The organism is Roseateles sp. GW821-FHT09G03 (assembly GCF_059416045.1).
In genome coordinates this window covers 932552-959340 of sequence record NZ_JBWKOK010000002.1, presented here as the reverse complement: position 1 = coordinate 959340, position 26789 = coordinate 932552, and the positions used below count along the sequence as shown (strand labels likewise).

Sequence of the window (26789 nt, the reverse complement as noted above, 5' to 3'; positions counted from 1 at the left end):
CCAAGCGCGGGCTCTCCGCAGGGCATGGGGCCTCGCGTCCGCGAACCCCAAGCCCTACTCCGGCCCCACACTCGCTCGCTGACTTCGAATGCCCTCCCGCTCGCTGCCTGCGGGCCTTGGCAAACGGATCGATACAGCCCGCCCCGGGTGACCGGGCGGGCTGTATGTCTTTGGTCACTGCTCAGGCTTTTTGATGCCCCCGGATGGGGGAAGTTCGGCTTTCCCGACGATCTGCATCGATAGACTCGCACCCTTCGGCCCGCCAGAGGCCAGGTTCGACACACCATTTCGAGGGAATTTCAATGACCGCCACCCCCTTCGCCCGCTCGATGCGGGCCTTCATCGGCGCGCTTGCCGGCGCGATGTTCATCGCGGCCGCGCCCGCCTCGGCACAGACGGGCGAGAACGAGTTCGCCAAGGTGCTGACCGCCGCGCAGAACGACATCGTGAAGGGGCCGCAGGACGTGAAGCTGTCCAGCCAGGCGGTGCTGCATCTGCCCGAAGGCAAGGTCTACATCCCGCAGCCGCATGCGGCCAAGCTGATGCGCGCGATGGGCAATCCGGGCGACTACGGCGACCTGGAAGGCGTGGTGTTCCCGCGCGGCGACGCCGACTGGTTCGCGACGCTGCGTTTCGAGAAGTCCGGCTACATCAAGGACGACGACGCGAAGCACTGGGATGCGGCGGACATGCTGAAGAGCTTCAAGGAAGGCACGGAGGCCGCCAACGAGGAGCGCAAGAAGATGGGCGTGCGCGGACTGGAGATCACCGGCTGGGCGCAGGAGCCGACCTATGCGGCGGACTCGCACCGTCTGGTCTGGGCGATGAAGTCGCGCGAGGTCGGCGCGCAGGCCGGCGAGCCCCAGGGCGTCAACTACAACACCTACGCGCTGGGCCGCGAGGGCTACATGAGCCTGAACCTGGTCACGGGCCTGGACGACCTGCCGAAGTACAAGGGCGACGCGCAGCAGCTGCTGGGCGCGCTCGAGTTCAACGACGGCAAGCGCTACGCCGACTTCAACAGCAGCACCGACAAGGTCGCCGAGTACGGCCTGGCCGCGCTGGTGCTGGGCGTCGGCGCGAAGAAGCTGGGGCTGCTGGCGGTGGTCGGCGCATTCTTCCTGAAGTTCGCCAAGATCATCATCCTGGCGGTGGTCGGATTCGGCGGCGCGATCATGAAGTTCTTCGGCCGCAAGAAGAGCGAGTCCGCGGAGTCCTGAGCCGATGACCAAGCTCCTGTTCCTGCTGTTCTCGGGCGTCAAGCTGAGCAAGCTGCTGTTCAGCGGGGGCACGATGCTGCTGTCGGTGCTGCTGTACGCCTGGATCTACGGCTGGCGCTACGCGGTGGGGTTCATCGCGCTGTTGTTCGTGCACGAGATGGGCCACTACCTCGCCGCGCGCCAGAAGGGCCTGAGCGTCGGCCTGCCGACCTTCATCCCCTTCGTCGGCGCGTGGATCGAGCTCAAGGAGATGCCGCACGACGCGCAGACCGAGGCCTACGTCGGCCTGGGCGGTCCGCTGCTGGGCACCGTCGGCGCGACCGTCTGCTATCTGCTGGCGCGCAGCTGGAACCTGGACTGGCTGCTGGCGGTGTCGTACGCGGGCTTCTTCCTGAACCTGTTCAACCTGATCCCGATGTCGCCGTTCGACGGCGGCCGGATCACGGCAGTGCTGTCGCCGCGGATCTGGTTCGCGGGCGTGCCGGTGCTGGTCGGGCTGTTCCTCTACCGGCCCAGCCCGATGCTGCTGCTGATCGCGCTGCTGGCCGCGCCGCAGTTGATGAAGGCATGGAAGTACCGCTCCGACAGCGAGGAGGCGAAGACCTACTACGCCGTCCCCACCCGCGTGAAGTGGGAGTACGCCGCGTATTACATCGGCCTGGCGGCCTTCCTCGCGGTGATGACGCACGACGTCCACGAGATGCTGGGCGCGGCGCGGCATCTCGGCGGCGACGCCTGACGGCGGCGCGGCCCCGGGGCGTTGCGGCGCGGCGTTCAGTCCGGCGCGCCGGGGGCCCGGTAGAACATCGCGGTCGGCGTCTTGCCGCCCTGCCCGCTCGCCCAGCGGAAGTGCGGGTAGGCCGCCTGGTTGTCGACGACGATCATCTCGTCCGCATTGAGGCAACGCACCACCAGGAAGACGTGGTCCTCGCCGTGGTGCCTCTCCTCGCGGCAGGTGCTGCCGATGTCTCCGCCGCGCTGGCTGCCGGGAGGCACCTCGATCCAGCCGCGCGCCAGCAGCGTCGCCGGCACGTCGATGGCCCAGCAGAGCTCGGGCACGTCGAAGCCCGCCGTCCGCATCAGCACCGACAGCGTCATCGCGCACCCGTCGGCGGGATACGGGGCGCCCTCGGGATCCAGCAATCTGCGCGCGGCGAGCGCCTGCGCGGCGCAGAGCCGGTCCGGGTCGACCGCGAGCGCCAGCAGCCCGGGAATCCGGGCGCGATCCGGGACGTCGCCGCCGGGGCGAGGGGGAAGTTCGGTGAACGGCAGAGGATGGAACAACGGCATGGGGGCCTCGCAGTGACTGAAATGAGGGGGTGCATCCCATGGCCTCGGCATGAGGCTGTGGGTGCGTTCCTCAGTGAAGTCAGTCAACCAAAGCGCTTCAGTCTGGCCTGCGGCGCTTCGACGGCTTGGCGCGCTTCGAGGCCTCGCTGGCGCCCATGAGCTTCACGGCCTTCACGGCCTTGGCCGCCTTCTCCAGCGCCTGTTTCTGGCGGGGTCTCAGCCAACCCAGCGAGAAGCCGGCCCGGGCCGCCGCCGGGACATCGCTTCGCGCCATCGCCAGCGCGAGTTGCTCACGCGCCTGGGACAGGCCGATTTCGAGATCGTTCAGCGCGCCGAGCCGCTGCGCGGCCTCGTGAACACGAGCGAGTTGCCGCGCCCGGCCCTCGATCTCCTTCTTGGACAGCTTGCCGCCGTCGGCGCCGCCAGGGACCGCGAAGCTCAGTTCCATCGCCAGGCGCAGGCGCCGGAGACGGCGTCGCAGGTGATGCCGTCCCTCGACATCGAGCCGGTCGAAGCGCCTGACCTGCTTGTCCGTCGCGGCGCGCCACTGCGCGAGGTGCGTGTGGACGAGGGCCAGGCCTTGCTCCTCCTCGGGCGCATGGTCCGGCGCGGGACGCGCGAGCCAGCCGATGACCGCGAGCATCCAGCCCTGGATCTCGGGCGCGAGCAGCAGGCCGGCGACATCGATGGGCGGTGCTGGCGACACCTCGGAGGCCGCGGACGGGCGCTCGGCGCGCCAGGCGGCGAGCATCGTGACGCGCCAGCCGGCTTCGGCCTGTGCATCCGCGTCGCGCGCGGCGGTGAGCCGTCGCGACAGTTGTCCGGCGCCTTCAGCGAGCGCGTGCAGCGCGACGTCGTCGTCCGCCGCGAGCAGCCGCAAGCCGGCGCGCAGGCGGCGCAATCCGACGCGCATCTGATGCAGGTGTTCGGGCAGATGGCGACCGCTCGCGATCTGCGACGCGTTGCCGATGACCGGCTCCAGGCACTCGCGCAGCAGCACGTGGAGCGCGTCGTCGCGGCTCATGTCGCCGGTCCAGTGGATCGCGTGGGAAGCCGCGACCGGCGCGCAGTCGAGGTGGCGCGCGAGCAGGTCGCCGCGCAGCGCCTTCGTGCGCAGTTCCAGCGACAGCCCGAAGCGCTCGATGGCCCATGAGCGCGCCGTTTCCAGCACGGCCCGGGCCTCGCCGCTCTTCAGCTCGATCTCGAGTTCGGCGACCGGCGTGCTGCGCAGGGAATCCCCCTCACCCGCGAGCAGCGCGCCGTGATCGAGCGCGAGTTCGACGGTCCCGTGCGGCGTGCGCAGCGGGCGCGTGAGGCGCGTGATGTCGGTGCGGAACAGCGCCTGCAGCGCGCCTTCCGGCAGCGTGGCGAGCAAGGCCTGCAGCGCCTGCCCGGCGGGATGGTCGGCATGCCGCGCAACGTCGAGCTGGGGAGTGTCCGCACCAAGTGGCACGTTGTGTTCGAGGCGGGTCATGCCGTCGGGCGCGGCGCCCTTGAGCGTCTGCACCCAGACCTCGCCCTCGCGCCGCAGCCGCAAGGCGAAGCCGGCGTGCGCGAGGTCGCGCTCCGGCGTATCGAAGTACGAGGCCTGCAGACGCTCTTCCGTCGCGACGGACTTGCCCGTCCCCGCGACCCAGCGGCGCACGGCCGGCCATTGCGATTCGGGGATCTGGAAACGCAGTTCGATTTCGGTCATCAGGCAGTGTCGCATGCGAGGGTTGACAGACATCGGGCAGCGGCCGGCATGACTCAGTCAGCAGGCGCTACAGCCTTACCCATCAATGGTCGCTGCCTCGCGACGGACCACGCAAGTTCTGCTTGACCAGCGGCTTTGTTGACGGGGCGCAAGGCGTGAAGGGAACCAACTCGGAAACATGACTGCCCTCTCAATTCCGAGGGTCTTCCTGTCATGCGCATCCCTGTCCCGGAGAGCCATCGCGGCATCGCTTCAGCACACCCGGTCATTACCAAGATCCCCATCGACCAACATTTGGAAGCCATCGCGCCAAGCTTTCGACGCCGCGTCGTCGCGCGTTGCGGTCAGCCGTGGGAAATGAGTCATCTGGATCCGTTTGCGTTCCTCATCGATCCAGGTCTTGGCTTCGACATCGTCGTGGTTGTCCACTTCTCGAGCCATTGCTTCACGCGATCCCTGAAATGGGACGGCAGGCCCATGAAGACGATTCCGCCAGCAGAACTCTTCAACGACGGACAGGACATCCGCGTGCTCTGCGAGCAACGCCATGCACTGTCGTTGAAGTACTTGCCTGGACTCATTCACGAGTTGCCGAAGCGCTTGATCCGCTTCGCTCGCGACTTGCCACAGAACTTCATCACGACCGAGTTGATCGAACCCGGCGCCAACGAGCCTTGCCAACACTACGTGATGTTCTTCGAAGTCAGCCGTGACCCTAAGCGCAAGCGTCGCTTGCTACTGAAGGTCCAATCGGCCTATCTGAAGGAGGCCCTGGAGCCACGGCTGATCAAGGGTCGAAGGGTCAGTTTTTCAACATTGCTGAAAGCGGCCTGCACCCGCCAACGTCTGAAGGGATGAGGCTTCAAGCGGTACAAAAACTGACGGCCACCCGAGGGTGGCCGTCGCACGCAAAGCTCTCTATCGCGTTTCCGCGAACTCCCATTCCAGCTGGGACCCGATCACTCGGGCGGCGCTACCTCTTTCACTCTGCAGAAGGGTAGATCTTGAGGGTGTGAGTCTAGGTGCGCGCCAGATCACACGTCAAGATTTCCAGATGACAACACCCCATCCGGCAAGTCCGAAATTTGACCGGCTCGGTCAAACCAGAGTTCGACATCGCCACCTCGAACTCGGAGCACCGCGAAACCGTCGCCCGGATGATCTGACCACGCGCTGACCACGCATCGCAGGCGTCGGCCCTCCGGTCCGTCGAATTCGAACGCATCGGGCGCGGCCAGCTCCTCGGACGCCGTGATCGCGAACGGCCAGGGGGCGTAGAGCGCGGAGCTGTGCACCGAATGGATCCGCACCGGCGCGCGGTCGTCGCCGTCGACGGCGGAGATCTCCGCGCTCACCCAGCCCGAGCGGTGCTCGTCGCCCGAGAGGAACACCAGGCCTGACGCGCGGTTCGACCACACCGCGCCCAGCAGTTCATGCAGGCTGTGCGGATAACCGTCCCACGCATCGGAACGCAGGCAACTCGCCGCGTGCTCCACCGTCGTGCGACGTCGCGGCAGCGGCAACGAGCCGCTCAGCACGAACTTCGGCCGCGCTGCGCCGCGCGACAGCCACTCGCCGAAGGCGTCGCGTTGCGTGGTCGACCACAGCCGCGCGCTCGACCAGTTCGCGACGCGGCGTGCCTCACGCTCGCAGCGCGCGTCGGCGATGAAGAACGTCGCGCCGCGCCAGTCGAACGCGTGCCACAGCAGGTCCGGACCACCGATGCGCGCGCCGGCTTCCCATCGGTGATGCCAAGCCGCCTGGCGCGCAACGTCGAACCATGGACCGTTGCCGCCATGGCTGGCTCCGGGGCTCGGTTCCCAGTTGTCGACGATCTCGTGATCGTCGATCGCGTGCACGACGCGCGCCACCGTCGGCGGCAGCAGCCGCACCGGACCGGCCTTGAACTCGCCGTAGCCCCGCGCGTAGCGCTCGATGCCGCTGCGCGAATCGGCCAATCCGCCGCTCGCATCCGCATAGATCTGATCGCCGGCGAACAGGACCAGCGAGCAATCCCGTCCCCTCGCCGTCGATCGCGTGAATCGATGCAAGCGCGCCAGCGACGCAAGACCCGGCCCTGCCTGCGACGCGTCGAGCTCCCAGCCGGGGCTCGCATCGAGCAGCCCCGGCGGGTACTGGCACGCGGCAAGCGCGAAACACAAGCCCTCGCCGTCCTTCGCGTCACTGTCGTCGCTCTCGTCGTCCTTTTCCCCTGGAGCCTCGACGTCGATCGCGGCATCAGCGGCCACGTCGGACGCCTCCGGCGACGGCACGAAACCATGCGCCCATCGATGCGGCGGCAGATCGAAGAACTGATCGAGCGCGCCGTCGACCTGGGCGCGCAACTCCTCGTCGCCGAGCTCATGCATCACGCCGCGATGCGCGCCTTCCATGGCGAGCGCGCGCGGCTCCAGGTACAGCGCCACCAGCAGGAGACCGGGGATGTCGATTTCCCGCTCGTCGCCACCATCGGCGTCGGACGACGCATCGCCGGCCGCCTCGCCTCTGCCTTCGGACGACGGCCGAGCCGTTGGTGGAAACGCCTCCACGGCCTGCGAGGTCCGCCAGGGCGCACCCGGCTGCCCCACGCCTGGCGGCACGAAGGGTTCGATCCGCCAGGGCAGCGGCAACGGCTCGTAGTCCCAACCGCCGCGCCACCGCATCGGCACCCACAGCAACCAGTGCGGCCAGCCGCGCTCCGGCCGCAGCGCCGTGAGCAGCGGCACGCGGCCCGTCTCCGGCGGCGCGCGCTCGACGCGATGCCCCGGCGCTTCCGCGCCGATCAGCAGCGCGCTGGCCGCCGTGCCCCGCCGGGCCGCGCGCAGGACGCCGCTCATGGTTGCGGCTCCTCGGCCAGGAAGGCCAGCACATGCGGGAACACCTGCGTCGCGACATGCCGTCCGATCAGGCAGTCCTGATGGCCGTGCCCCGCGATCACCCGGTATCGATAACGGCCCGGCGCGGCCTGGTCGTAGTAGTCCTTCAGCAGCTCGGCGCTGTCGGCGCTGCACAGCCCGTTGTCCTCGCCATGCAGCGACAGGACCGGGAACGCCTTCAGCAGCGCCAGGCTCTTCGCCAGGCTGTCGAGGTAGACGCTCGCGCCCTGCCAGTCGGTGATCTCGTGGCAGCGCGCGAAGTGGATCGCCTGCGCGACCGTGTCCATGTTCAACGGCCCGAAGTGGTCGTCGATGAAATCGAACACGGCGCGATCGACGTTGCCGATCGCGAAGTCGCGGCCGTACAGCAGGTCCATGCGGTGCCGCGTCGCGGTCCACGGCGTGCGCCGCATCCGCCACGGTGGCCACGGCGGCGGGTTCTCCAGATCGAACTCCGCGTCCGGATACGGCAGGCTGGCGAGCAGCCGGTCGAGCAGGTGATCGAACAGCGTCGGCGTGCCCTCCGGCCGGAACACATAGCCGCCCAGCGGCAGATAGGGCCGCAGGTACTGCATCAGCACGCCGCGCAGGCTGTTGGTCGGCGACATCACCATCAACGGCGTGACCTGCGAGATCACCAGCTTCGAGATCCGGTCCTTCAAGGCCGCGCGCAGTGCGAAGCAGCGTTCCCAGGACTGCTGGCGCGGCTCCAGCAACGCCATGTGCAGCATCACCGATCCCATGCAATGCGCGAAGACATGCAGTTGCTCGCGACCGGTTTCCCGCAGCACGCGATCCACCGCCAGCGGGATGTCGTTGAATGCGGCCTCCTCGAAGGTCCAGGGCAGCGTCGCCGTCGGCAGTCCGGCGCTGGTGCGCAGGTCCAGCAGCCAGACGTCGTAGCCGGCGTCCCACAACAGCTTGGCCGGACCGGGCCGCACCGAGTGATGCGCGAAGGTGGTGCCGCTGGCGCTGTAGCCGTGGATCATCAGCACGGGGTCGCCGCCCGGGCGCGCGTAACGCGTGAGGCGGATCAGCACCGGCCGGTCGTCGTCTTCGCGGACCGTGCGGTCGAGGTCCTGGCGCTGCGCGCCTGCATCGCCCCAGCGGCCCGCGGCCATCTCGATCACCACCGGGTCCGGCAGTCCGGGCACCGTGCCCGGCAGGCGCGAGATGCGCCGTGGCGGCGCCTCGTCGGGCTTGCGGAAGCTCCAGGCATGCAGCCCGATCGTCATCCGCGCGATGTAGGCCATCAGCGCGCCGACGTCGCGCGCCGCGGAGGGGATGTCGCGAGCCTGCCGGATGCGCAGCAGCGGCACGCGCTCTCGGGCGAGGTGGTGCATGTCCAGCGTGAGGACGATGTCCCGCGCGCCCGGCGGCGGCGTCATGCCGGCGATCGGCGTCAGCGTCATGCGGCTCAGTTGCGCCCAGGGATTGCCGCGCCGGGTGTAGCTGATGCGCTTGCTGCCCTTCAACGGCTGGTCGCGCAAGGCGGCGGCCCAGTCGGGCAGGTCCGCGGCCGGGTCGATGCGCACGTGGTAGCGCATCACCCGTGCCTCCCCCGCGTGGCCGGCGAGGTGCCAGGCGTTGACGGCGCGCGCGCGCAATCCCGCGCGCGCCGCGCCCGGTGCCTTGGGCGGCGAGCGGCGTCCCGCCCAGTCGATCAGGCCCTGCCAGGAATCCCGCACGCCACGGTTGATGGCCCACGCCCACAGGCCGCGCGCGTGTCGCCGCAGCGATCCCGACGCCTCGCGCTGGAACAGGGTCAGCGCCCCTTCCGCCAACGGCGCGGTGAACAGCGCATGGTCATCGCCGCGTTCCTCGTGGGCCCAGAGCCGGCCGTCGCCCGGCTTCGGGCCGACGATCTCGAAGCATCCGGGCCGTCGCTCGCGGGCCTCGAAGACGCGCAACCGGCTGCCCGGTGCCACGATCAGGCGCCGCTCGGGGCCAGGTCTCAACAACTCCCCCAGCGCCTTCGGACGGAAGACGACGCAGAGCTCCACGTACTTCACCGGCGAGCCCGGCGCGCCGGACCAGCGCACGAAGCCGCCGAGTCGTTCGCGCACCTCGATCACGGTGGCAGTCGCCGCCGCAGCGTCCGGGTCGGCGGTCGCCGCAGTCGCCGCGGTCGCGGCGGCGGCGGCGGGCTGGCGGAAGACGGGACGCTCAGGCTCCCGTCGCAAGATCACCGGCGACGGCGCACCCAGTTGCCAGAGGACGGTCAACTGGTCGAGCGCCCGTTGCGCGAGCGCGCTGATCGTCAACGCCGGATTGATCCCGAGCGAGCTCGGCACGATCGCGCCGTCCAGCACGACGAGCCCGTCGTGCACCGCCTCGCCGTCGTCCGAGAACACCCGCCCGATCGCGTCGACGACGCCGTCGCTGCCCCGGTCTCCCATCGCGCAACCGCCGAGCGGATGCACGCTGGCCATCGGCCCGCGGGCGTCGTTCGTCAGGAAGGCCATCTCCGGCGGCAGCAACTGCCAGAGCGGATTGCGCAGCAGCCGCGCGCCCTGGGCGCGGAGGCGGCGCTCCAGCGCCTCGTGACGTCGTGCGATCGCGGGTTCGTCGCGCAGACCCGGCCAGTCGACCTGCAGTCCACCCGGCTCCTCGAAACCCTCCCTGCGAACCAGCCGGCCGGTGCCGCTGTCCCGGCCCACGATGGCCAGCGCCAGTTGCCGTTCCGTCGCGGAGGGGCGGACCGCGAAGGGGTCATCGAAGTCGGCACGCTCCTCGTGCGGGCCGGGGTTCGCATGCGCCAGCGCGTCCAGCGTTGCCGCCAGCGCAAAGCCTTCCTCGAAGATCGGCCGTAGCGCGCCGGGGATGGCCAGGTCCTCGATGACGTGATCCGGTCCCGCCTCCCAGACGCCGGTGATCGTCGGCCCGACCTGCCGCGCCGCAGGCGGCTGATCCTCGTCGGCGACCGCGTGGACCGCCCGCGGCCATCCATCGCCGACCGCGATCACATCGCCGTTGGCGGAGAACGACTGCCCCAGCATCCGCGACAGCGCCAGCCCGCGGTCCCGCGAGCGCATCAGGATCTCCGTCGACCCCAGGGTGCCGGCGGCGAGGATCACCCGGCGGGCGAGGACCTCGAACGGCTCGCCCTGCCGCTGCTGCAGCAGCTCGTCGGTGTGCTGCAGCGTGACGCGCCAGCCGACGCCGGGCACGGCCGCCACAGCCTCGACGCTGGCGCCGCAGACCAGTTCCGCGCCGTGACGCCAGGCCTGCAGCAGCAGGCCCGTGTCGAGCGACTGCTTGGCCTCGTGGTTGCAGCCCGTCGCGCAGTCCCCGCAGGCGATGCAGGGCTGGTACGCCCAGCCGGCCGCACCGCGCGGGCGCGCGTCCATCGCGACCTGGATCCGCGCCGCGCGCGCGTGTGCCGGATCGAGCGCCTTCAGCGCATCGAGCCGGCGCGGCTTGAAACCGGCGTTCGCGCGCAGCCGCTCGATCGTGTTGTCGCCCTCGGCATCGCGGACACCGAGCAAGCGTTCCGCGCGGTCGAACCAGGGCGTCATGTCCTCGTCCAGGAAGGCCTGCGGCCAGCCGGGCTCGCGGAACACCGACGGATCAGGCCGCTCCATCACCCCCGCATTGATCAGCGAGCCGCCGCCCAGGCCGTTGGCCAGCGCGACGCAGACGTCCGGGCCCAGGCGCAGGTCGAAGAGCCCTTCGCGGCGCCCCATCGGCGCGTCCGCGCCGGGACGTGCGAGCCGCACGTGGCCGGGCAGATCGGCGAAGCGGCTGGGGAAGGCACCTGGCAGGTACTCGCGGCCACGCTCGAGGACGACCACGTTCAGCCGTCGGCCCGCCTCGTCGCGCCGCCCCGCGAGCGCATGCGCCGCCGCCGCGCCGCCATAACCGCTGCCGACGATCAACACGTCCACGGCTGCTGGGCCCGGCTCCGGGACGGTCAGCCGCTCGGCCATCCAATCCTCGAGCGGCCGTGACAGCCAGCGCGTGCCCGAAGGCCTCTGCCGCTGCGTGTCCGTGCCCTCCGACGTCACGCGGGACGTCGCGTCGGACGGCGTTCCAGACCGCGCGTGGGACGAAACGCCGGACGGGGCCTCAGAGGGGACTCTCGGCGCCTCCTCGAACGGTCGAGACATCGGCACCCTCCCTGCGATATTCGGCGAGCGCCGCCTGCATCGCGTTGATGAGCAGCTCCTCGGTGACCGGTTTGTGCAGCAGCATGAGGCCCGCCTCGTGGGCCTCGCGCAAGCGCTCCGGCGCAGTGTCGCCGCTCACGATCAGCGCGGGCAGTCCCGGGAACGCGCTTCGCAGCGAGCGCACGGCGCTGATGCCGTCCTCGCCGCCGCGCAGCCGGAAGTCGGTCAGCAGCAGGTCCGGCTGCTGGCCCATGCTCTTGAGCAGGCCCTCGCGCGTGCTGCCGGCCAGCAGCACCTGGCAGCCGTGCGCCGTCAGCAGCGCGTGCATGGCGACGCGCACCGGCTCCTCGTCGTCGATCACCAGCACGCGCATCGGCGGCAGCGCCGGCCCTTGCGTCGGCGCGGAGCCGGGCCGCACCAGCGCGATGTCGGCGGCGGTCACGTTCAGCATGAAGCTCGAGCCGTGCCCCGGGGTCGAGCGCAGCGCCAGGTGCAGGTCCAGCAGGTCCACCAGCCGCGTCACGATCGACAGGCCCAGCCCCAGGCCCTTGGCGCGGTCGCGCTCCGGATTCCCGACCTGGTAGAACTCGTCGAAGATCCGCTGCTGCTCGTGTTCCGGGATGCCCATGCCGGTGTCGCGCACGGACAGCCGCCAGACCTCCTGGTCCTGGCCGCGGTTGACCTCGATCGCCACCTCGCCGCGCGCCGTGTACTTGAGCGCGTTGTCGATCAGGTTGCGCACCACGCGCTCCAGCAGCACGGGGTCGCTCTCGACACAGGCCTCCGGCGGGCAGTCCAGGCGCAGCAGCAGGTGCTTGCGCAGCGCGGCGGGCTGGAACTCCCGCTGCAGCCGGCCCAGCCAGGGCTGCAGGGCGAAGACCTGGTTGTTGACCGGCACCACGTTGGCGTCGAGCTTGGAGATGTCCAGCAGCGCGTCCATCTGCGAGGACAGCGAGTGCAAGGCCAGGTTCATCTGCGTGACGATGAGACGGCCCTCGTTGTCCAGCGGCCGCTTGTCCAGCGCCGCGCCGAACAGCGACAGCGTGTGCATCGGCTGGCGCAGGTCGTGGCTCGCGGAGGCGAGGAAGCGCGTCTTCGCCGCCATCGCCGACTCCGCCTGCGACAGCGCCTGACGCAGCTGCTGGTTGCTCTTGTTCTGCTGCAGGCGGATCAGGACGGATTCGGCGAAGACGCGGTAGGTGTCGCGCGCCAGGCCGGTCAGGATCAGGCCGAAGAAGACGATCAGCGCCGACAGCACCCAGTCCAGCCAGCGGTGCTCCGCGCCGGGCTCGTGGAACAGCCCCCACGACAGCGCCGTGGCGAGCGTCACCGGCCAGAGGAAGACCTGGAAGACCACGCGGTGCCCGGCCGTCGTCGCGACCGCGCCCGCGCACAGGCCCAGCAGCACGATGGTCTGCACCATGCGCTGGAAATCGCTCAGGTGGGGGGCGGCGATCAGCGAGGCGCTGAAGACCAGCCCGTTGGCCAGGCTCAGCCACACGGCCCAGTCCATGCGCTGCTCGAGCGGGCGGTCCATCTCCGGCAGGCGGCCCAGCACGGCCCAGCGCGCCGCCAGCACCGCATACACGGCGGCCAGCCATCCGTAGGCCAGCCAGGGCGACATCACGCTGGCCGCCATCACCGCCATCATCAGCGCGGCGATGCTCACCGGGTACGGGACGCGGCGGCCCTGCTTGCCGATCAGACGCAGCAGTTCGAGCTCGACGCTCGCCTGCTCGGGGCTGCGCTCACCCGCCATGACCGGAACAGACAGCGCCTGGCCACTGCCGCGAATGGAAATGCATGGGTTGTGTAAGGCTTGTTCTGGGCCGGCAATATATATCGCCGTGCCGGAAACGTGCCGCGCAGATAAAACTATGCCGACCACCGCCACCCTTGCGGGCTTTGGTAGGTCGGCATAGCACTCCTCCCCTTGATCACGACACTGAGGTCCAGGCAGTGCGCGATCGGTACCCAGTATGCAAAGCCACCCGGGGGTCCGATATCCCCCTCAAGAGGGAGACACTCTTTTACATCGATCCATTCCGCATGTGCTCATCTGGAATGCGCCTATGCGGGCCGCGGCTCAGGCGAGGCGGATCCGTTCCGGGAGGTGCGCGTCGCGCAGCAACTCCTCGAGCAGCACCAGGTAGTAACCGAGCGGCGGCGTGCGCATGCCAGGCCGCTTGGCCAGGTCGTCCCAGCGGCGCAGCTGCAGCGAGGCGCTCGCCTGCGGATGGGCCATGAAGAGCAGCCGTTCCTCCGCATTCATCGGCCCGCCCTGCAGCGCGAGGCTGTGGCGCGAGGCGTCCGACAGTCCCGGCCCGTACGCCGGATCCGTGCTGACCAGGTAACGCTTGGCCGCGACGTGCAGGCGGATCGGCTCGACCACGGCCGGGCCCAGTCCCCCCGCGCGCAGCAGCGGCAGCGCGGTCAATTCGTGCTCGTCGTCCCGCAGAGGGGACGCTGGGCCACCGTCCATCAGCTGCCCGATGTCATGCAGCAGCGCGGCGACTACAAGGCTATGCTCCGCGTGGGCCCACTCGGCGAGTTGGGCGCATTGGAGCGCGTGCTCCAGCGCGGTGACGGGTTCCCGGCGCTCGTCACCGTACTGCAGGTGTCCGCGACGGTGAAACACCGCCTCGATCTTGGCGATCAGGTCCATGGCAACTCCTAGCCATCGCTCCAAGGGCGGAGCGGGCGCCAGTCTCGACCCCGCCGATGACGGATCTGTGAAGCATGGCCGGGGCTCCCATTCAAATTGGATGAACAGTGGCCTCAGTTCCGGTGAACCGACGATGTACGGCACACGCGGACACTGCATTCCATTCCGGACCACCCGACGCCCCAGGTCTTCCCAAGGACGCGAGCCCGACATGACAGCCCTCGACAACCAGAACAACGATCCCGACCAGCAGCCCACGCTGCCCGCCGAGACGGCAGACGCCGTGGCGCCTGCCGTGGCGGTGACGTCTGCGGCGACGCCGATGCCTCCGGTCGCGGCGGCATCGGTCGCAGCGGCGCCCGCGGGCAAGACCCGCTACGACGGCCTCGCGATGCTGTTCCACTGGGTGCTGGCGATCGCGATCATCGGTACCTTCTCGGTGGGCTGGTACATGGCCGACCTGCCCTTCTCGCTGACGCGGCTGAAGCTCTTCAACTGGCACAAGTGGGCCGGCGTGACGATCCTGGCGCTGTCGGCGCTGCGCCTGCTGTGGCGCCTGACCAATCGCCCGCCGGCGGACCTGCCGATGCCGGCCTGGCAGAAGCTGGGCGCGCATGCGGTGCACTGGCTGCTGTACGCGGCCTTCTTCGCGGTGCCGCTGAGCGGCTGGGCCTACAGCTCGGCGGCCGGCTTCCCGATCGTGTGGTTCGGCGTGCTGCCGCTGCCGGACTTCGTCGGCAAGGACAAGGAACTCGCCGAATCGCTGAAGCAGGTCCACCAGTTCTTCGCCTACGGGCTGGGCCTGCTGGTGCTTGCCCACCTCGGCGCCGTGGTCAAGCATGTCGTCCTCGACAAGGACGGCCTGCTGCGGCGCATGCTCCCCGGCCGCGCCTGAGCGGCCCGGCACCGGACCATCCAGACAACACCTGACCCCCAAGACCACCGACTTGCAGAGGACCTCATGACCGCACGCATGGCCACCCATCTCTCGATCACCGCGCTGTCGGTGCTGAGCGCCGCCTTCCTCCTGGCCGCGCCGGCGATGGCACAGACCAAGCCCGCGGCGGCTCCCGTTGCCGCGGCGCCGGCCACGGCCGCGCCGAAGCTGGTGCCGGCGCAGAGCGACATCGCCTTCACCTTCCGCCAGATGGGCGTGCCGGTGGACGGTCACTTCAAGAAATTCGATGCCCAACTGGCCTTCGATCCGAAGAACGCCGCGGCCGGCAAGGTGACCCTGTCGATCGAGCTGGGCAGCGCCACGCTGGGCGATGCCGCGACCGACGCGGAGCTGGTCAAGCCCGAGTGGTTCAACGTCAAGAAGGTCCCGACGGCCACCTTCCAGAGCACCGCGCTCAAGGCGCTGGGCGGCGGCAAGTTCGAGGCCACCGGCAAGCTGACCATCAAGGGCCAGGTCAAGGACGTGGTCGTCCCGGTCGCGCTGGCGCAGGCCGGCGGCACGACGACGGCGACCGGCGCGTTCGCGATCAAGCGGCTGGACTTCAACATCGGCGAAGGCGAATGGAAGGACACCTCCATCGTCGCCAACGACGTGCAGGTGAAGTTCAAGCTGGCCATCACCGGCATGGCGCCGTTGTAAACCCCGATTCTTTCCAACCGGTCCGGGTCCCTCGCCCGGTTCCTTTTCCACCCACTGTTCGATAGGACCCACCACCATGATGAAGAAAGCCCTGCTGCTCGCCTCCCTGATCGCCGTCGCCGGCCTGGCGCAAGCCGAGACCGCGACCTACGCGATCGACCCGACGCACACCTACGCCACGTTCGAGATCAAGCATTTCGGCACCTCGACCAACCGCGGCCGCTTCGAGAAGAAGGAAGGCAACGTGCAGTTCGACAAGGCCGGCAAGTCGGGCAAGGTCGAGATCACCTTCGACATGAACGGCATCAGCACCGGTTCGTCGCAGTTCGACACCCACCTGAAGAGCAAGGATTTCTTCGACGTGGCCAACAACCCGACGGCCAAGTTCGTCGGCGACAAGTTCACCTTCTCGGGTGACAAGGTCGCCTCGGTGGCCGGCCAGCTGACGCTGAAGGGCAAGACCGCGCCGGTGACCCTGACGGCCACCAACTTCAACTGCTACGAGAACCCGATGCTCAAGCGCGAAGTCTGCGGCGGCGACTTCGAGACCACCTTCGACCGCACCGCCTTCGGCGTCGACTACGGCATCCAGTACGGCTTCTCGAAGGACATCAAGGTCATCGTCCAGGTCGAGGCGGTGAAGCAGTAATCCCCCCGGGAATACTTCACACCAATGCCGGAAGGCCCGCGAAAGCGGGCCTTTTGCGTTTGTGGAACTGTTACACGGCGGCCGACACGGGGATGCCAGCAGCCATGGATATCAACCGCCCGCTGTTCGCGTGGTCTGCCATGAATGCCGTCACCGCGTGCGTCGTGCAAAGCTTGTTGAACCAGTCCCAACCGAAAGACGCTCGATAGGCGGCAGCAGACTCCGGCGAACACCATGCAAGCAACTGCTGCAGTTCCTCATGAAACTGCCGGAATGCAGCCACCGCATGGCTCCAGTGGCGGCTGCGCTGATGACCACTCGCAAACCAGTGCGCCTTCCAGATGGGTTCGAAGTGGCAGACCCGGTTCCTCAATTGCTGAAGACGCTTCACTTGAAGCAGCACGGGTTGCCTGTTGACGTCCCGGCTCCAATACGGTGGCTTCGAGTGCGGATGATGCGGGAAGACTTCTGTGAACGTCCTGGGCGCGTGTCGATTCGACAAGCCTTCCAGCAGATTCGGCCAGAACCCGAAGGACAGGCACGCCACGACCGCGTCGGGTGACGGCTGCGGTTGCTTGCGCATGGGCGGGTTGCCTTCGGACAGCAAAGATTCGATCCGCTCGAAGGATTTCCCCTTCAGCAAGATCGCGCCGGGCACTGCCCGGTCGTACCAGGCAAAAGATGCACTGGACTGCGCCGACACCTGCATCGAGAGGGAGCGATGAATCGCATTCCGCAGCACAACCTCGACCAGTCCAACGAACGGATGGATGCTCGCACTCAGCGCCTGCGCCCACTGATAGCAGCCCAATGTTGCTGTATCCGATGCCGGCGCAAACGCCGCGCTGTACGGTGTCATCCGGGCAGCGGACAAGCATTTGAGTACCCCGGTTGCCGTCGACTCCGACGCGAACTGCGAGATCGTCAATTGCGGCGCTTCCGCTCGTGGAAGGGTTTGACTCGTCAAGTTCAACTCGCTAATCTCCCGCCCCGTAGGCACTGCGGATCCCACTCCCGCACCTCTTGGCAGGTTCCAAAGCCGGTGATGCCCGCAGCAGCAGTAGAGCAAGACGCCACCTTCGGGTGGCGTTGAGCTTTCTGAGTCGCAGAACGCCGCGCCGCACCAGCCGAAGACGCCTATCGTCCATCGCATACGGTCGCCCGGACGTCAGCCGTGAACGACTTCACGCAGGCGATTTGACCAATTCGGGGTACCCGCCTTCAAAGGGCCGACAAGGCGCCGGCTGGGCCACGTCTCAACGCCCCATTGGCCTCCGGCCTGTCGCCGATCGGTGCAGTCCATCCCGCCGTCCGCACGGCGCGTCGCCCACCGCCCCGGGGGCGCCGGGGTCTTGCGTAAAGTGCGAGCCATACGACAGGTCCTCCCATGAACGCGCCGACTCCCGCCTCCCCCACCCCGCGCCAGCGCTGGCAGAGCTTCATGAAGACTGCCGAGCAGGTCTTCCACGCCTACGGCAACTGGCTGGTCTCCATCACCTGGAAGCGCTTCACGCTGCTGGCGGTGATGCTGATCATCGGCGCCAACATCCTCCAGACCCTCCCGCCCTTCTCCTTCAGCTGGCAACTGCCGGTCGAGACGACCGAAACCATCCATCCGCCCAAGGACCTGCGCCGCGATCGCGACGCCGATCGCGAACGCCGCGAGAAGGAGCGCGCGGCCGACGTGGAGAAGAAGGTGGCCGAGGCGCAGAAGAAGGTGGAGAAGGCCACGCAGCCCGCCGACTCCGCCAACGCCGGGTCCCAGGCCGGGCACGGCGCCTCCGACGCGGTCGAGGGCGAAGGCCTGCGCTACGAAGTCCAGATCGACAGCCGCGGCGTGCGCATCGTGCCGCGCCATCCGGTCGCCGCCGCCGCCAGCGCCGCCTCCGCGGCCGACGCCGAAGGGGCCGTCGATCCGACCCTGCCCTCCGTTGACATCCGCATCCCGAACGAAAAGCAGCGAGACGCCATCCGCGAGGCGGTGAAGTCCGCGGCCGCTGAAGCCAAGCGCGCCCTGGAGGACGCCGCCGAAGAAGCCCGCCAGGCCAAGGCCGATGCCGAGGAAGCGCGCGACGAACTCGAACAGGTCCAGCGCGAGACCTCGCGCAAGACCCGGTACCGCACGGTGCACCTGGGCGACTTCCTCGACAAGCTCGCCGTCCTGGTGGTGCTGGCCTCGGCGCTGCTGAAGGCCACCTACAAGGGTCGTCTGCAGGCCGAAGTGAAGGCGGCCAAGGCCACCGAGACCGCCGAGGCCGAATCTCTGCGCCGCCAGGTCGTCGAGGCCCGCATGGCCGCGATGCAGGCGCAGGTCGAGCCCCACTTCCTGTTCAACACGCTGGCCTCCATCGATCACCTGATCGAGACCGATCCGCCGCGCGCCTCGCAGATGCAGAAGAACCTGATCGCGCTGCTGCGGGCCTCGATGCCGACGATGCGCGAAGCCAACGCCAACGGCGGCGTGCGCGACCTGGGCCGCGAGATGGCCGTCATCCGGCCCTACCTCGAGATCCTCCAGGTCCGCATGGAAGAGCGCCTGGTGTCCCGCATCGAGGTGCCCGACGGCCTGCTGTCCGCCGAGTTCCCGCCCATGATGATCCAGAGCCTGGTCGAGAACGCCATCAAGCACGGTCTCGAGCCCAAGGCCGAAGGCGGCAGCTTGCTGCTGAAGGCCGAGATCGTCCACGGCAAGCTGCAGGTCACCGTCGCCGACACCGGCCTGGGCTTCGGCCGCGCCGCGACCTCGGGCACCGGCGTCGGGCTGGCCAACATCCGCGAGCGCCTCTCGCTGCTCTACGGCAAGGCCGCCAGCGTCACCGTCGCCGAGAACCAGCCGTCCGGCACTGTCGTGATCATCACCGTCCCCTACCGGACGTCCGCCCACCACGCGCCCGAACAAGGCACGCCAGGAACGCAAGGAGCACACGCATGAAAACGCTGTTCAAGACCTTCCTCGTCCTCGGATTCATCCTCGTCGCCGGCTCGTTGCTGCTCGGCTGGGGCCTGATCCACGTGCTCGGCGACGTCCCGGGCGTTCACCTCACCGTCGACGGCGAAGAGGTCATCCTCAGCGGCATGGGACTGGCCGACGCCTTCGGCGCCGGCATCGGCCTGATCGTCGCCCTCGTCGTGCTGTGCCTGGTCGTTCCGCTGGTGCTGCTGCTCGGGCTCGGCCTGCCGCTGCTGATCCTGGGCGCGATCGCGCTGGTGGCCCTGGCCGCGCTGGCCAGCGTCGGCGCGGTGGTCGGATCGCCGCTGCTGATCATCGGCCTCGTCGTCTGGCTGATCGTGCGCGACAAGCCGCGCAAGACGCCGCGGGTGCCGCAGGCCCCGTCGGCACCGGCCATGACGTCCTCGCCGGCCGAACCGTCCCTCCACGCCTGAGTCCGGGCCGGGGTCCACGCCCGGATCGCCTCTCACCTGACCTAACATCGCCTCCCATGAGCGACACCAGCGACACCCCCCAAGGCCCGCGCGCCATCCTCGCGGACGACGAACGCCTGATGCGCGAGCAGCTGCGCAGCCGCATCGCCGAGGTCTGGCCCGAGCTCCAGATCGTGGCCGAGGCCAAGAACGGCCTGGAGGCGGTCGAGCTGGTCAAGGAGCACAAGCCCGACCTGGTCTTCCTCGACATCCGCATGCCGGGACTGACCGGCGTCGAAGCCGCCAAGCAGATCGCGCAGCTGCCCGACGACGACGACTGGCCCCTGCCCGAGATCGTCTTCATCACCGCCTACGACCAGTACGCGGTCGAGGCCTTCGAGCAGGGCGTCTGCGACTACGTGCTCAAGCCCGCGGAGCGGGAGCGCCTGCTGGTCACCGTCGAGCGCATCAAGAAGCGCCTGGCGCTGCGCAGCGGCGAGGTCGAGCCCGAAGGCCCGAGCACCGGCACGCTGCAGCAGCTGCTGCACTCGCTCTCGGCCCGGGTCAACAACACCAGCGGCACGCCGCAGTATCTGCAATGGATCCAGGCCTCGGTCGGCCAGACCATCCAGATGATCCCGGTCGAAGAGGTGCTGTTCTTCATCAGCGACGAGAAGTACACCCGCGTCCAGACGCCCACCGTCGAGGCGCTGATCCGCAAGCCGATCAAGGAACTCGTCGACGAGCTCGACCCGAAGGTGTTCTGGCAGATCCACCGCTCGACGCTGGTCAACGTCAAGGCCATCAACGGCATCAGCCGCGACTTCCGCGGCCGGCAGCTGGTCGGTGTGCGTGGCCTCGATGAAAAGCTCGAAGTCAGCCGCAGCTACACGCATCTCTTCAAAGGCATGTGACGCGGCTCTAGACGCGGCCCCGATTCGGGTGCTGAGCTAGGCGCAAACCGGAGCCATGGCAGCGCCATGGCGAGGATTTGCAACGACGCGCAGCGCCCGAAGCGGGGCCGCGTCGCTTCAACGCGGTGGGCCTTTCAGCTTCACGCCTGCCGCCGCCATCGCGCGGCGGACCTCGGGGGCGTCCTCGAAGGCGGACTCCAGCTCCGGCTGCAAGGTTTCCAGTTCCAGGCCGGAATCGGGATCGCCCGGGCGGTTGGACTTCCGCGACGACGCCCGCAAGCCCAGTCCCAGCGCCATCAGCGCGTAGAACAGGAAAGCGATCCGCGGCGCGTCGATGAGGCTGTCGAACAGCCCGACGATCACGAAGCCCGCCAGCCCGCCCACCACCGCCGGCGCCAGCGGATGGTGGCGTCCCGCGCCGAAGCTCAGGCGCACCAGCGCCGTCACCAGCAGGCTGGTCCAGAGCGCGAGGCCGAACAGGCCCTGCTCGAACAGCACATGCGCCGGCAGGCTCTTCATGTGGAACGGCATGTGGTTGCGGTCGCTCGTGAAGAACCAGCGCGCCAGCCCGTCGCTGAAATCGCCGTTCTGCAGCACCGGACCGTGGACGCTGTCGGCGATCGAGATCGACGCGATCTCCAGCACGCCGCCGCGCCAGTTCTGCGTCACCGACGCCACCAGGCGTTTCGGCGCCCAGGACGAGCCGCCGAAATCGGCCGGCGCCTGGCCGAGCTTCAATTGCACCGGCTGCCACGCCCCGCCCATCGGTTCGACATCGGTCTCGCGACTGACGCAGTGCAACGGGTAGAGCAGGAACTTCTCGCAGACCTCGACCCGCAGGCGCGTCTTGAACTGCGTGCGCAGCGTCACCGTCGCGGCGACCTCGCCGGCCACCGCCGGCACGCGCTGACTGAGCCGGAACATCTCGCCTTGTCCCATCACGTGCAGGCCGCTGGTCAGCGTCACGGTGGGGTGCGGTGAAGGTTCCGTTCCGGGCAGGCCGGACGCGGTCACTTCGGACCGCGCCGGATTCAGTCGATAGTCGCCGACGCGCTCATCGAAGGGCCCGCCGTTGGCGAAGCTCGCCGGGAAACGTCCGCTGCCCTTGCCCAGCAGCCATTCGTCCATGGACTTGAGCAGGCCCAGGCTGACGCGCCAGTGCTCGAGCCGGCCTTCGAAATCCTGTTGCCCGGTCGACATGCGCTGGCCGATGTAGGCGCCGCCGCCCAGCGCCGCGACCAAGGCGCACGCCAGCAGGCAGCCGGTCCAGACCAGGCCGCGGATGCGCCAGCCGGCGGTGCGCAGGTCCGCGCCGACACGCGGCGACCATTGCGTCGCGATCCACGCGATCGCGAGCACCGCCAGCACGAGGGCGATGACCACCGTGTCCCGCCCGCCGCCCCAGTGCGCCGCGACCAGGCCCGTGCCGGCAAGCGTCGCCATCCATACGACCGCCAACGCGAAGGCCTGGGAGGGCTGCGTCAGTCCGCCGCGCCACATCCAGGCCATTCCGAGGCCGAGCAGCACGACGACACCGTCGATCAGGTAGGCGCCCTTGGGCACGATGTCGATCAGCAGGCCGCCGAGCAAGGCCAGCATCAGCGCCGGCAACGGCGACAACGCCATCAGCGCCCGCTGCTGTCCGCGCGGCCAGGCGGCGCGCGAGGCCGGCATCGCCAGCAGCACCGCGACGCTGCCCGCCAGCGCGAGCAACGCGCGGTAACCGCCGGCGCCGAAGAGCACCCAGGCGGCGACTGCGGTCCCGGCGATCACGCCGACGGACCAGGCGAGCGGTACCTTCCCGCCCGCACCGGGGAAGACGTGCGACGACGGCGCCGCATCCTGTCGCGGCGCGTTCCTGTCATCGCGGCGCTGCAGCGCCCACAGCAGCGCGCAGAGCGCCATGCCGAACGGCACCGCCAGATAGACGCCGCGCGAGAACGTCGTCAGCGACGCATAGAACGCCAGCAGCAGCACCGCCAGCGCCGCCACGAAGCGCAGCGGCCGGCGCTCCCGCATCGCCCACAGCATCGCGAACGGCAGGCTCAGCGCCAATGCGCCGTCCAGCGATGCGCCGCCGACGTTCATCTCCCAGAACAGCGAGGTCGTGCGGTAGTCCGACGAGAAGTCCAGCAGCCCGGTGTAGATCCAGCGCTCCCACAGCGCCCCGAGCGAGGTCGTGAGCAGCACCAGCACCCAGGCCGCGCGCGACAGGCGCTGCACCGCCGAGGGCCGCAGGTCCGACGCCTTCTGCCACAGCGGCAGCAGCAGCAGGACCAGGAAGAAGCTCTTGCCCGCGCGCAGGCTGTTCATCGGCTCCTGGAAGCCTTGCCAGAAACCGAAGTCCACACCGCCGGCCTGATCGAAGCCGCGCCAGACGGCGATGAAGGCGGACAGCGCGAACACCGCCATCAGCACCCGCACCGCGGCGCGCCAGCGCAGCGTGCGATAGCGCCAGGCCACCGGCTTGTGCGGCGGCGCGGTCAGCGCGAGCGCGGTGTAGCCGCCGGCGGCGACGGCCAGCACGAGGAGATCGAGCTCCTCGAAGGTGATCCAGCCGGTCCACGGCGCGAAGCCGATCACCGGCACCAGCGCCGGCACCAGCAGCGGCAACGAGCGCCATCCGAAGAAGCTGGCGACCGCGATCGCCACCCACAACGCGGTGGCGGCCGCCGGTTGCACCGGGTAGTGCCTCATGAGCCAGAGCCCGACGGCGGCGCATGCCACGCCGGTGACGAGCGTGGCGAGGGACGAGGGACGCCGGGGAAGGACGAGGTTCATGCGCGGGGCCGTTCCAGGCTGCTGGCGATGCACCACTGCGCCGGCCAATAGCTGGCGAGGACCCAGACGCTGGCCATCTCCATCGGACCGGCGAACTTGTTGATCGCCAGCATCGCGTCGGAGAACACGAACAAGGTGCCGCCCCACGCCGCCCAGCGCGCGAGCGGCTCATCGGGCTGGCCGACGCTGCCGCGCCACCAGGCCCAGGCCTGCGCCGCCATGACCGAGAGGCAGACGACGTAGACGACCACCGGTGCCCGCAGCTCGCCCGGGATGTGCGGCCAGAGCTGTCCCAGCACAGCCGCCGCGATGACGCCGAACATCAGGAAGGGCCAGCGCACCGCGCCCAGCTTCTTGCGGGTGCAGAAGCCGACGACGTAGCAGACATGGGCGGCGAGGAAACTCACCAGCCCGGGCAGGAAGCCCTGCTCCGGCCACAGCAGCGCGACGTCGCCCGCCAGCGAGCACAACAGCCCGGCGCGCAGCCAGCGCGCCAGCCGCGGGCGCTCGGCCCCCCGGGGCCAGGCGTAGAGCAGGATCAGGACCGTCGTCAGCGGCTTGAAGACGAAGGCCAGCGCCGGCGGCAGTTGCGCGGGCTGGGACAACGCGAGGATGGCGGCCGCCGCGCTGAGCAAGGTCAGCAGCGGGAGCACGGCGGCGAGCCTGTTGGCGGACTTGGCGGCGGAGGCTGTCATGCGCCGGCATTTTGCCGTTTGCCGATGACGCCCACCCCCCGGTTCAGGGTGACATGGCAGACCTTACAGGGTAGTTGCCGCTCTCAAGTCTGCTCACAAGTCGCACACAGGTCCGCTCACAAATCCGCCTACAGGTGCGACCAGTGACGGTCGAGCGCCTGCAGGCGTTCGTGGACCGCGGACTCCGGGACGAAGAACTTCTCCGAGAGCCTGCGGGCGCTGACCACGCCCTGGTTCATGAGCCGGTAGATCGCGAAGTCCGGCATCAGCAGGTCCAGCGCGAAGCGGTGGGCTTCCTGCTCGATGCGCCGGGGACTGTGGGTCGACAGGGTGGGCGCGGTCTCCGGCGGCACCGGACCGTGCCCGAGCACGTGATGCCCCAGCGCATGCGCCAGCACGATGCGGCGCCGCATCGGCTCCTCGGCGAGATTGAACTCGATCACCGGGCGCTCATCCAGGTAGAGCAACCGGCCGCGATACGGATACATCGGCTCCTGCGGGCCGCCGCGTTCGCGGACCTCGACGCCGGCGCCCTCGGCCAGCTCGTGGACGTTCAGCGGCTGACTGGCCTGGTCCCAGTGCGCCTTGCGCAGTTCATCGGCGGCGGCATCGATGACCAGGTGTCGCGCCGCGACTTCGGCGGGCGTACGGGAATCTCGAAAGGGAAAGCAGGAAAGGGGGACGGCGGCCATGGTCGGTCTCCTCGGCGGGCGCAGAGGGACCGGATGCTAGGAACGCGCGCGTCGCCGCGAAATGACACGAACCAGTAAGAATCGTTCGCCCACCACCGTCACTCACTGTTCGGGTGACAGGTCTTGCTCAACGGTCGTCCTTCGCCGCCTGCGCCTGTTTCGCCGCGGTATCGGCGGCCTTGGCGGCGAGCTGTTCGCGCATGCGCTTGAGCTTCTCCCGCGGGTCTTCCTTGACGCCGCCCTCGCCCAGTTTCATCTCCGCGATGAACCGGCTCGGCACACCCATGACCGTCTCCCGGTTCTTCTTGCGCCGCCGCAGCGTCGACACCGCCAGCGTGCGCCGCGCGCGCGTGATGCCGACGTACATCAGCCGCCGTTCTTCCTCGACGCGCTGAGGCGTGAGCTCGTCGTTCTCCGCCTTGAACGGCAGCAGGCCCTCGTTGACGCCGGCCAGCATCACGTGCGGCCATTCGAGGCCCTTGGACGCGTGAAGCGTCGTCAGCACGACCTGGTCCTGCTCTTCCTGGCGCTCGGCCAGCGACAGGATCACGCTGATCGTCTGCGCCACTTCCAGCAGCGTCTGCCGCGGGCTCTCGGTCGTGATGCCGCCGTCGGTGGAGATCTCCCCGCCGCAGCGCTTGGCCACCCAGTCGACGAAGTCGAGCACATTGCCCCAGCGGGCCTGCGCGACCTTCTCGTTGTCTTCCTGGTCGATCAGGTACTGCTCGTAGGCGATGTCCTTGAGCCATTCCATGATCAGCGCCTTGCCCTCCTCGGCGCCCACGGCGTGGCGCGCGCGGTACTCGAGGTCGACGACGTAGCGGCCGAACTCGTGCAGCCCGTGCAGCGCCTTGCTCGACAGCGTCGCCTTCAGCGATTCGGCGAACAGCGACTCGAACATCGACAGCTTCCACTTCGCCGAGAACTCGCTCAGGTGGCCCAGCGTCTGGTGGCCGATGCCGCGCTTGGGCGTCGTCACCGCGCGCAGGAACGCCGGATCGTCGTCCTGGTTCACCAGCAGCCGCAGCCAGGCGCAGAGGTCCTTGATCTCGGTGCGGTCGAAGAAGCTCTGCCCGCCGGAGACCTTGTACGGGATCTCGGCGCGGCGCAGCGCCTGCTCGAAGATGCGCGACTGGTGGTTGGCGCGGTAGAGGATCGCGAAGTCGGAGAACTTCGCCGTCGGTTCGTTGGCCCGGATGGACTGGATGCGGGCGACGGCGCGCTCGGCCTCGTGCTCCTCGCCGTCGGCCTCGATCAGCGAGATGGGGTCGCCCTCGCCGAACTCGCTCCAGAGCGTCTTCGGGAACAGCTTCGGATTGCCGCCGATCACGTTGTTGGCCGCGCGCAGGATCGCGCTGGTCGAGCGGTAGTTCTGCTCCAGCGGAATGATCTTCAGCTGCGGGAAATCGATCGGCAGCTTCTTGAGGTTCTCGATCGTCGCGCCGCGCCAGCCGTAGATGGACTGGTCGTCGTCGCCCACGGCGGTGAACATCGCGCGATCGCCGACCAGGCATTTCAGCAGCTCGTACTGGACCGCGTTGGTGTCCTGGTACTCGTCGACCAGCACGTAGCGCAGCGTCTCCTGCCACTTGCCGCGCGCCTCTTCATTGGTCTGCAGCAGCTTCAGCGGCATGCCGATCAGGTCGTCGAAGTCGACCGCCTGGTACGCGGTCAGCCGCTCCTGATACCGCTGCATGACGACGGCGGCGGCGCGCTCCATGTCGTCCTTCGCGTAGGCCAGCGCCTGCTGCGGACTCAGGTTCTGGTTCTTCCACAGCGAGATGGTCCACTGCCAGGACTTCGCCGTCGCCGCGTCGGTCGTGCCACCGGCATCGCGCAGCACCGACAGCACGTCGTCCGAATCGAGGATGGAGAACTGCTCCTTGAGCCCGAGGTGGCGCCCGTCCTGGCGCAGGATGCGCACCCCCAGCGAGTGGAAGGTCGACACCAGCAGCTCCGAGCCCGCCTTGCTGCCCACCAGGTGCTTGGCGCGCTCCCGCATCTCCTGCGAGGCCTTGTTCGTGAACGTGATCGCGGCGATGTTCTTCGGGCGGTAGCCCTCGGACATCAGCTTGGCGATCTTCTGCGTGATCACGCTCGTCTTGCCCGAGCCCGCGCCCGCGATCACCAGGCAAGGCCCTGAGAGGTGATGCACCGCCGCCAGTTGGGCGGGGTTGAGCTGGGCTTTGGACATGGAACGTGCGGGACAGGAAAGCGCGGAGGGGCCGGGGATGATAGCGGG

General features: G+C 68.9%; 20 protein-coding genes. 9 read left to right on the top strand and 11 right to left on the bottom strand.

What is annotated here, in order from left to right; genetic code table 11:
- Positions 1 to 302: 302 nt before the first annotated feature.
- A complete protein-coding gene (locus AC07OZ_RS11490) occupies positions 303 to 1220 on the top strand; it encodes a DUF2167 domain-containing protein (RefSeq protein WP_495467255.1) in 918 nt (305 codons plus the stop codon).
- 4 nt (positions 1221 to 1224) lie between these two features.
- On the top strand, positions 1225 to 1959 hold the full coding sequence (locus AC07OZ_RS11485) for a site-2 protease family protein (protein WP_495467254.1): 735 nt from the start codon (positions 1225 to 1227) through the stop codon (positions 1957 to 1959).
- A gap of 35 nt (positions 1960 to 1994) precedes the next feature.
- Here AC07OZ_RS11485 and AC07OZ_RS11480 read toward each other — a convergent pair whose 3' ends face one another.
- Entirely contained in the window at positions 1995 to 2510 is a 516-nt protein-coding gene (locus AC07OZ_RS11480) for a hypothetical protein (RefSeq protein ID WP_495467253.1), read from the bottom strand.
- A gap of 97 nt (positions 2511 to 2607) precedes the next feature.
- Positions 2608 to 4206, bottom strand: coding sequence for a CYTH domain-containing protein (locus AC07OZ_RS11475; protein WP_495467252.1), 1599 nt, complete (start codon positions 4204 to 4206; stop codon positions 2608 to 2610).
- A 213-nt stretch (positions 4207 to 4419) separates the two neighbouring features.
- On the opposite strand from AC07OZ_RS11475, the gene AC07OZ_RS11470 reads away from it, so the two are divergent.
- Complete coding sequence (locus AC07OZ_RS11470; RefSeq protein WP_495467251.1) at positions 4420 to 5064, top strand: YjaZ family protein; 645 nt, start codon at positions 4420 to 4422, stop codon at positions 5062 to 5064.
- A 176-nt stretch (positions 5065 to 5240) separates the two neighbouring features.
- Here the strand turns inward: AC07OZ_RS11470 and AC07OZ_RS11465 are convergent, their stop codons facing one another.
- From AC07OZ_RS11465 to AC07OZ_RS11450, 4 genes are all read right to left on the bottom strand, one after another.
- Entirely contained in the window at positions 5241 to 7043 is a 1803-nt protein-coding gene (locus AC07OZ_RS11465) for an alkaline phosphatase D family protein (RefSeq protein WP_495467250.1), read from the bottom strand.
- Positions 7040 to 11011 (bottom strand): alpha/beta fold hydrolase, encoded by a 3972-nt coding sequence (locus AC07OZ_RS11460; protein ID WP_495467249.1) that lies wholly within the window; start codon positions 11009 to 11011, stop codon positions 7040 to 7042. The genes AC07OZ_RS11465 and AC07OZ_RS11460 overlap by 4 nt, the downstream gene beginning before the upstream one ends.
- Positions 11012 to 11150: 139 nt before the next feature.
- Complete coding sequence (locus AC07OZ_RS11455; RefSeq protein ID WP_495467248.1) at positions 11151 to 12950, bottom strand: ATP-binding response regulator; 1800 nt, start codon at positions 12948 to 12950, stop codon at positions 11151 to 11153.
- A 327-nt stretch (positions 12951 to 13277) separates the two neighbouring features.
- Positions 13278 to 13856: an HD domain-containing protein gene (locus tag AC07OZ_RS11450; RefSeq protein WP_495467247.1), complete on the bottom strand. Its 579-nt coding sequence runs from the start codon at positions 13854 to 13856 to the stop codon at positions 13278 to 13280.
- Positions 13857 to 14178: 322 nt separating this feature from the next.
- Between AC07OZ_RS11450 and AC07OZ_RS11445 the strand changes: the two genes are divergently transcribed.
- The 3 genes from AC07OZ_RS11445 to AC07OZ_RS11435 all read left to right on the top strand — a co-directional run bounded on the left by AC07OZ_RS11445 (position 14179) and on the right by AC07OZ_RS11435 (position 16102).
- Positions 14179 to 14751: a cytochrome b gene (locus AC07OZ_RS11445; protein ID WP_495467373.1), complete on the top strand. Its 573-nt coding sequence runs from the start codon at positions 14179 to 14181 to the stop codon at positions 14749 to 14751.
- Positions 14752 to 14898: 147 nt separating this feature from the next.
- Positions 14899 to 15453 carry a YceI family protein gene (locus AC07OZ_RS11440; protein ID WP_495467372.1) on the top strand — a complete coding sequence of 185 codons (555 nt, stop codon included), beginning with the start codon at positions 14899 to 14901 and terminating at the stop codon, positions 15451 to 15453.
- Between the two features lie 79 nt (positions 15454 to 15532).
- The gene (locus AC07OZ_RS11435) at positions 15533 to 16102 is read left to right on the top strand and encodes a YceI family protein (RefSeq protein ID WP_495467371.1); all 570 of its coding nucleotides are present in this window, start codon (positions 15533 to 15535) and stop codon (positions 16100 to 16102) included.
- A gap of 70 nt (positions 16103 to 16172) precedes the next feature.
- Here AC07OZ_RS11435 and AC07OZ_RS11430 read toward each other — a convergent pair whose 3' ends face one another.
- The gene (locus AC07OZ_RS11430; RefSeq protein WP_495467246.1) at positions 16173 to 17030 is read right to left on the bottom strand and encodes a hypothetical protein; all 858 of its coding nucleotides are present in this window, start codon (positions 17028 to 17030) and stop codon (positions 16173 to 16175) included.
- 459 nt (positions 17031 to 17489) lie between these two features.
- Here AC07OZ_RS11430 and AC07OZ_RS11425 point away from each other — a divergent pair, with 459 nt between their 5' ends.
- From AC07OZ_RS11425 to AC07OZ_RS11415, 3 genes are read left to right on the top strand one after another with little or no spacing between them, the layout of a single operon-like run.
- Positions 17490 to 19034, top strand: coding sequence for a sensor histidine kinase (locus AC07OZ_RS11425; RefSeq protein ID WP_495467245.1), 1545 nt, complete (start codon positions 17490 to 17492; stop codon positions 19032 to 19034).
- Entirely contained in the window at positions 19031 to 19486 is a 456-nt protein-coding gene (locus AC07OZ_RS11420; RefSeq protein ID WP_495467244.1) for a hypothetical protein, read from the top strand. The genes AC07OZ_RS11425 and AC07OZ_RS11420 overlap by 4 nt, the downstream gene beginning before the upstream one ends.
- 56 nt (positions 19487 to 19542) lie before the next feature.
- The gene (locus tag AC07OZ_RS11415; protein ID WP_495467243.1) at positions 19543 to 20379 is read left to right on the top strand and encodes a LytR/AlgR family response regulator transcription factor; all 837 of its coding nucleotides are present in this window, start codon (positions 19543 to 19545) and stop codon (positions 20377 to 20379) included.
- A 117-nt stretch (positions 20380 to 20496) separates the two neighbouring features.
- Here AC07OZ_RS11415 and AC07OZ_RS11410 read toward each other — a convergent pair whose 3' ends face one another.
- The 4 genes from AC07OZ_RS11410 to AC07OZ_RS11395 all read right to left on the bottom strand — a co-directional run bounded on the left by AC07OZ_RS11410 (position 20497) and on the right by AC07OZ_RS11395 (position 26741).
- On the bottom strand, positions 20497 to 23160 hold the full coding sequence (locus tag AC07OZ_RS11410) for a hypothetical protein (RefSeq protein ID WP_495467242.1): 2664 nt from the start codon (positions 23158 to 23160) through the stop codon (positions 20497 to 20499).
- The gene (locus tag AC07OZ_RS11405; RefSeq protein WP_495467241.1) at positions 23157 to 23855 is read right to left on the bottom strand and encodes a lysoplasmalogenase; all 699 of its coding nucleotides are present in this window, start codon (positions 23853 to 23855) and stop codon (positions 23157 to 23159) included. The genes AC07OZ_RS11410 and AC07OZ_RS11405 overlap by 4 nt, the downstream gene beginning before the upstream one ends.
- Positions 23856 to 23983: 128 nt before the next feature.
- Complete coding sequence (locus tag AC07OZ_RS11400; protein ID WP_495467240.1) at positions 23984 to 24547, bottom strand: ImmA/IrrE family metallo-endopeptidase; 564 nt, start codon at positions 24545 to 24547, stop codon at positions 23984 to 23986.
- 127 nt (positions 24548 to 24674) lie between these two features.
- A complete protein-coding gene (locus AC07OZ_RS11395; protein ID WP_495467239.1) occupies positions 24675 to 26741 on the bottom strand; it encodes an ATP-dependent helicase in 2067 nt (688 codons plus the stop codon).
- Between the last annotated feature and the right edge of the window lie 48 nt (positions 26742 to 26789).

Bases quoted from the DNA above. Each gene is read 5' to 3' on its own strand.
- AC07OZ_RS11465 (WP_495467250.1), bottom strand. From the start codon at position 7,043: ATGAGCGGCGTCCTGCGCGCGGCCCGGCGGGGCACGGCGGCCAGCGCG.
- AC07OZ_RS11440 (WP_495467372.1), top strand. From the start codon at position 14,899: ATGGCACAGACCAAGCCCGCGGCGGCTCCCGTTGCCGCGGCGCCGGCC.
- AC07OZ_RS11405 (WP_495467241.1), bottom strand. From the start codon at position 23,855: ATGACAGCCTCCGCCGCCAAGTCCGCCAACAGGCTCGCCGCCGTGCTC.
- AC07OZ_RS11395 (WP_495467239.1), bottom strand. From the start codon at position 26,741: ATGTCCAAAGCCCAGCTCAACCCCGCCCAACTGGCGGCGGTGCATCAC.
- AC07OZ_RS11475 (WP_495467252.1), bottom strand. From the start codon at position 4,206: ATGACCGAAATCGAACTGCGTTTCCAGATCCCCGAATCGCAATGGCCG.
- AC07OZ_RS11445 (WP_495467373.1), top strand. From the start codon at position 14,179: ATGCCTCCGGTCGCGGCGGCATCGGTCGCAGCGGCGCCCGCGGGCAAG.
- AC07OZ_RS11485 (WP_495467254.1), top strand. From the start codon at position 1,225: ATGACCAAGCTCCTGTTCCTGCTGTTCTCGGGCGTCAAGCTGAGCAAG.
- AC07OZ_RS11435 (WP_495467371.1), top strand. From the start codon at position 15,533: ATGAAGAAAGCCCTGCTGCTCGCCTCCCTGATCGCCGTCGCCGGCCTG.
- AC07OZ_RS11420 (WP_495467244.1), top strand. From the start codon at position 19,031: ATGAAAACGCTGTTCAAGACCTTCCTCGTCCTCGGATTCATCCTCGTC.
- AC07OZ_RS11490 (WP_495467255.1), top strand. From the start codon at position 303: ATGACCGCCACCCCCTTCGCCCGCTCGATGCGGGCCTTCATCGGCGCG.
- AC07OZ_RS11400 (WP_495467240.1), bottom strand. From the start codon at position 24,547: ATGGCCGCCGTCCCCCTTTCCTGCTTTCCCTTTCGAGATTCCCGTACG.
- AC07OZ_RS11480 (WP_495467253.1), bottom strand. From the start codon at position 2,510: ATGCCGTTGTTCCATCCTCTGCCGTTCACCGAACTTCCCCCTCGCCCC.
- AC07OZ_RS11455 (WP_495467248.1), bottom strand. From the start codon at position 12,950: ATGGCGGGTGAGCGCAGCCCCGAGCAGGCGAGCGTCGAGCTCGAACTG.
- AC07OZ_RS11410 (WP_495467242.1), bottom strand. From the start codon at position 23,160: ATGAACCTCGTCCTTCCCCGGCGTCCCTCGTCCCTCGCCACGCTCGTC.
- AC07OZ_RS11450 (WP_495467247.1), bottom strand. From the start codon at position 13,856: ATGGACCTGATCGCCAAGATCGAGGCGGTGTTTCACCGTCGCGGACAC.
- AC07OZ_RS11415 (WP_495467243.1), top strand. From the start codon at position 19,543: ATGAGCGACACCAGCGACACCCCCCAAGGCCCGCGCGCCATCCTCGCG.
- AC07OZ_RS11470 (WP_495467251.1), top strand. From the start codon at position 4,420: ATGCGCATCCCTGTCCCGGAGAGCCATCGCGGCATCGCTTCAGCACAC.
- AC07OZ_RS11460 (WP_495467249.1), bottom strand. From the start codon at position 11,011: ATGGCCGAGCGGCTGACCGTCCCGGAGCCGGGCCCAGCAGCCGTGGAC.
- AC07OZ_RS11425 (WP_495467245.1), top strand. From the start codon at position 17,490: ATGAACGCGCCGACTCCCGCCTCCCCCACCCCGCGCCAGCGCTGGCAG.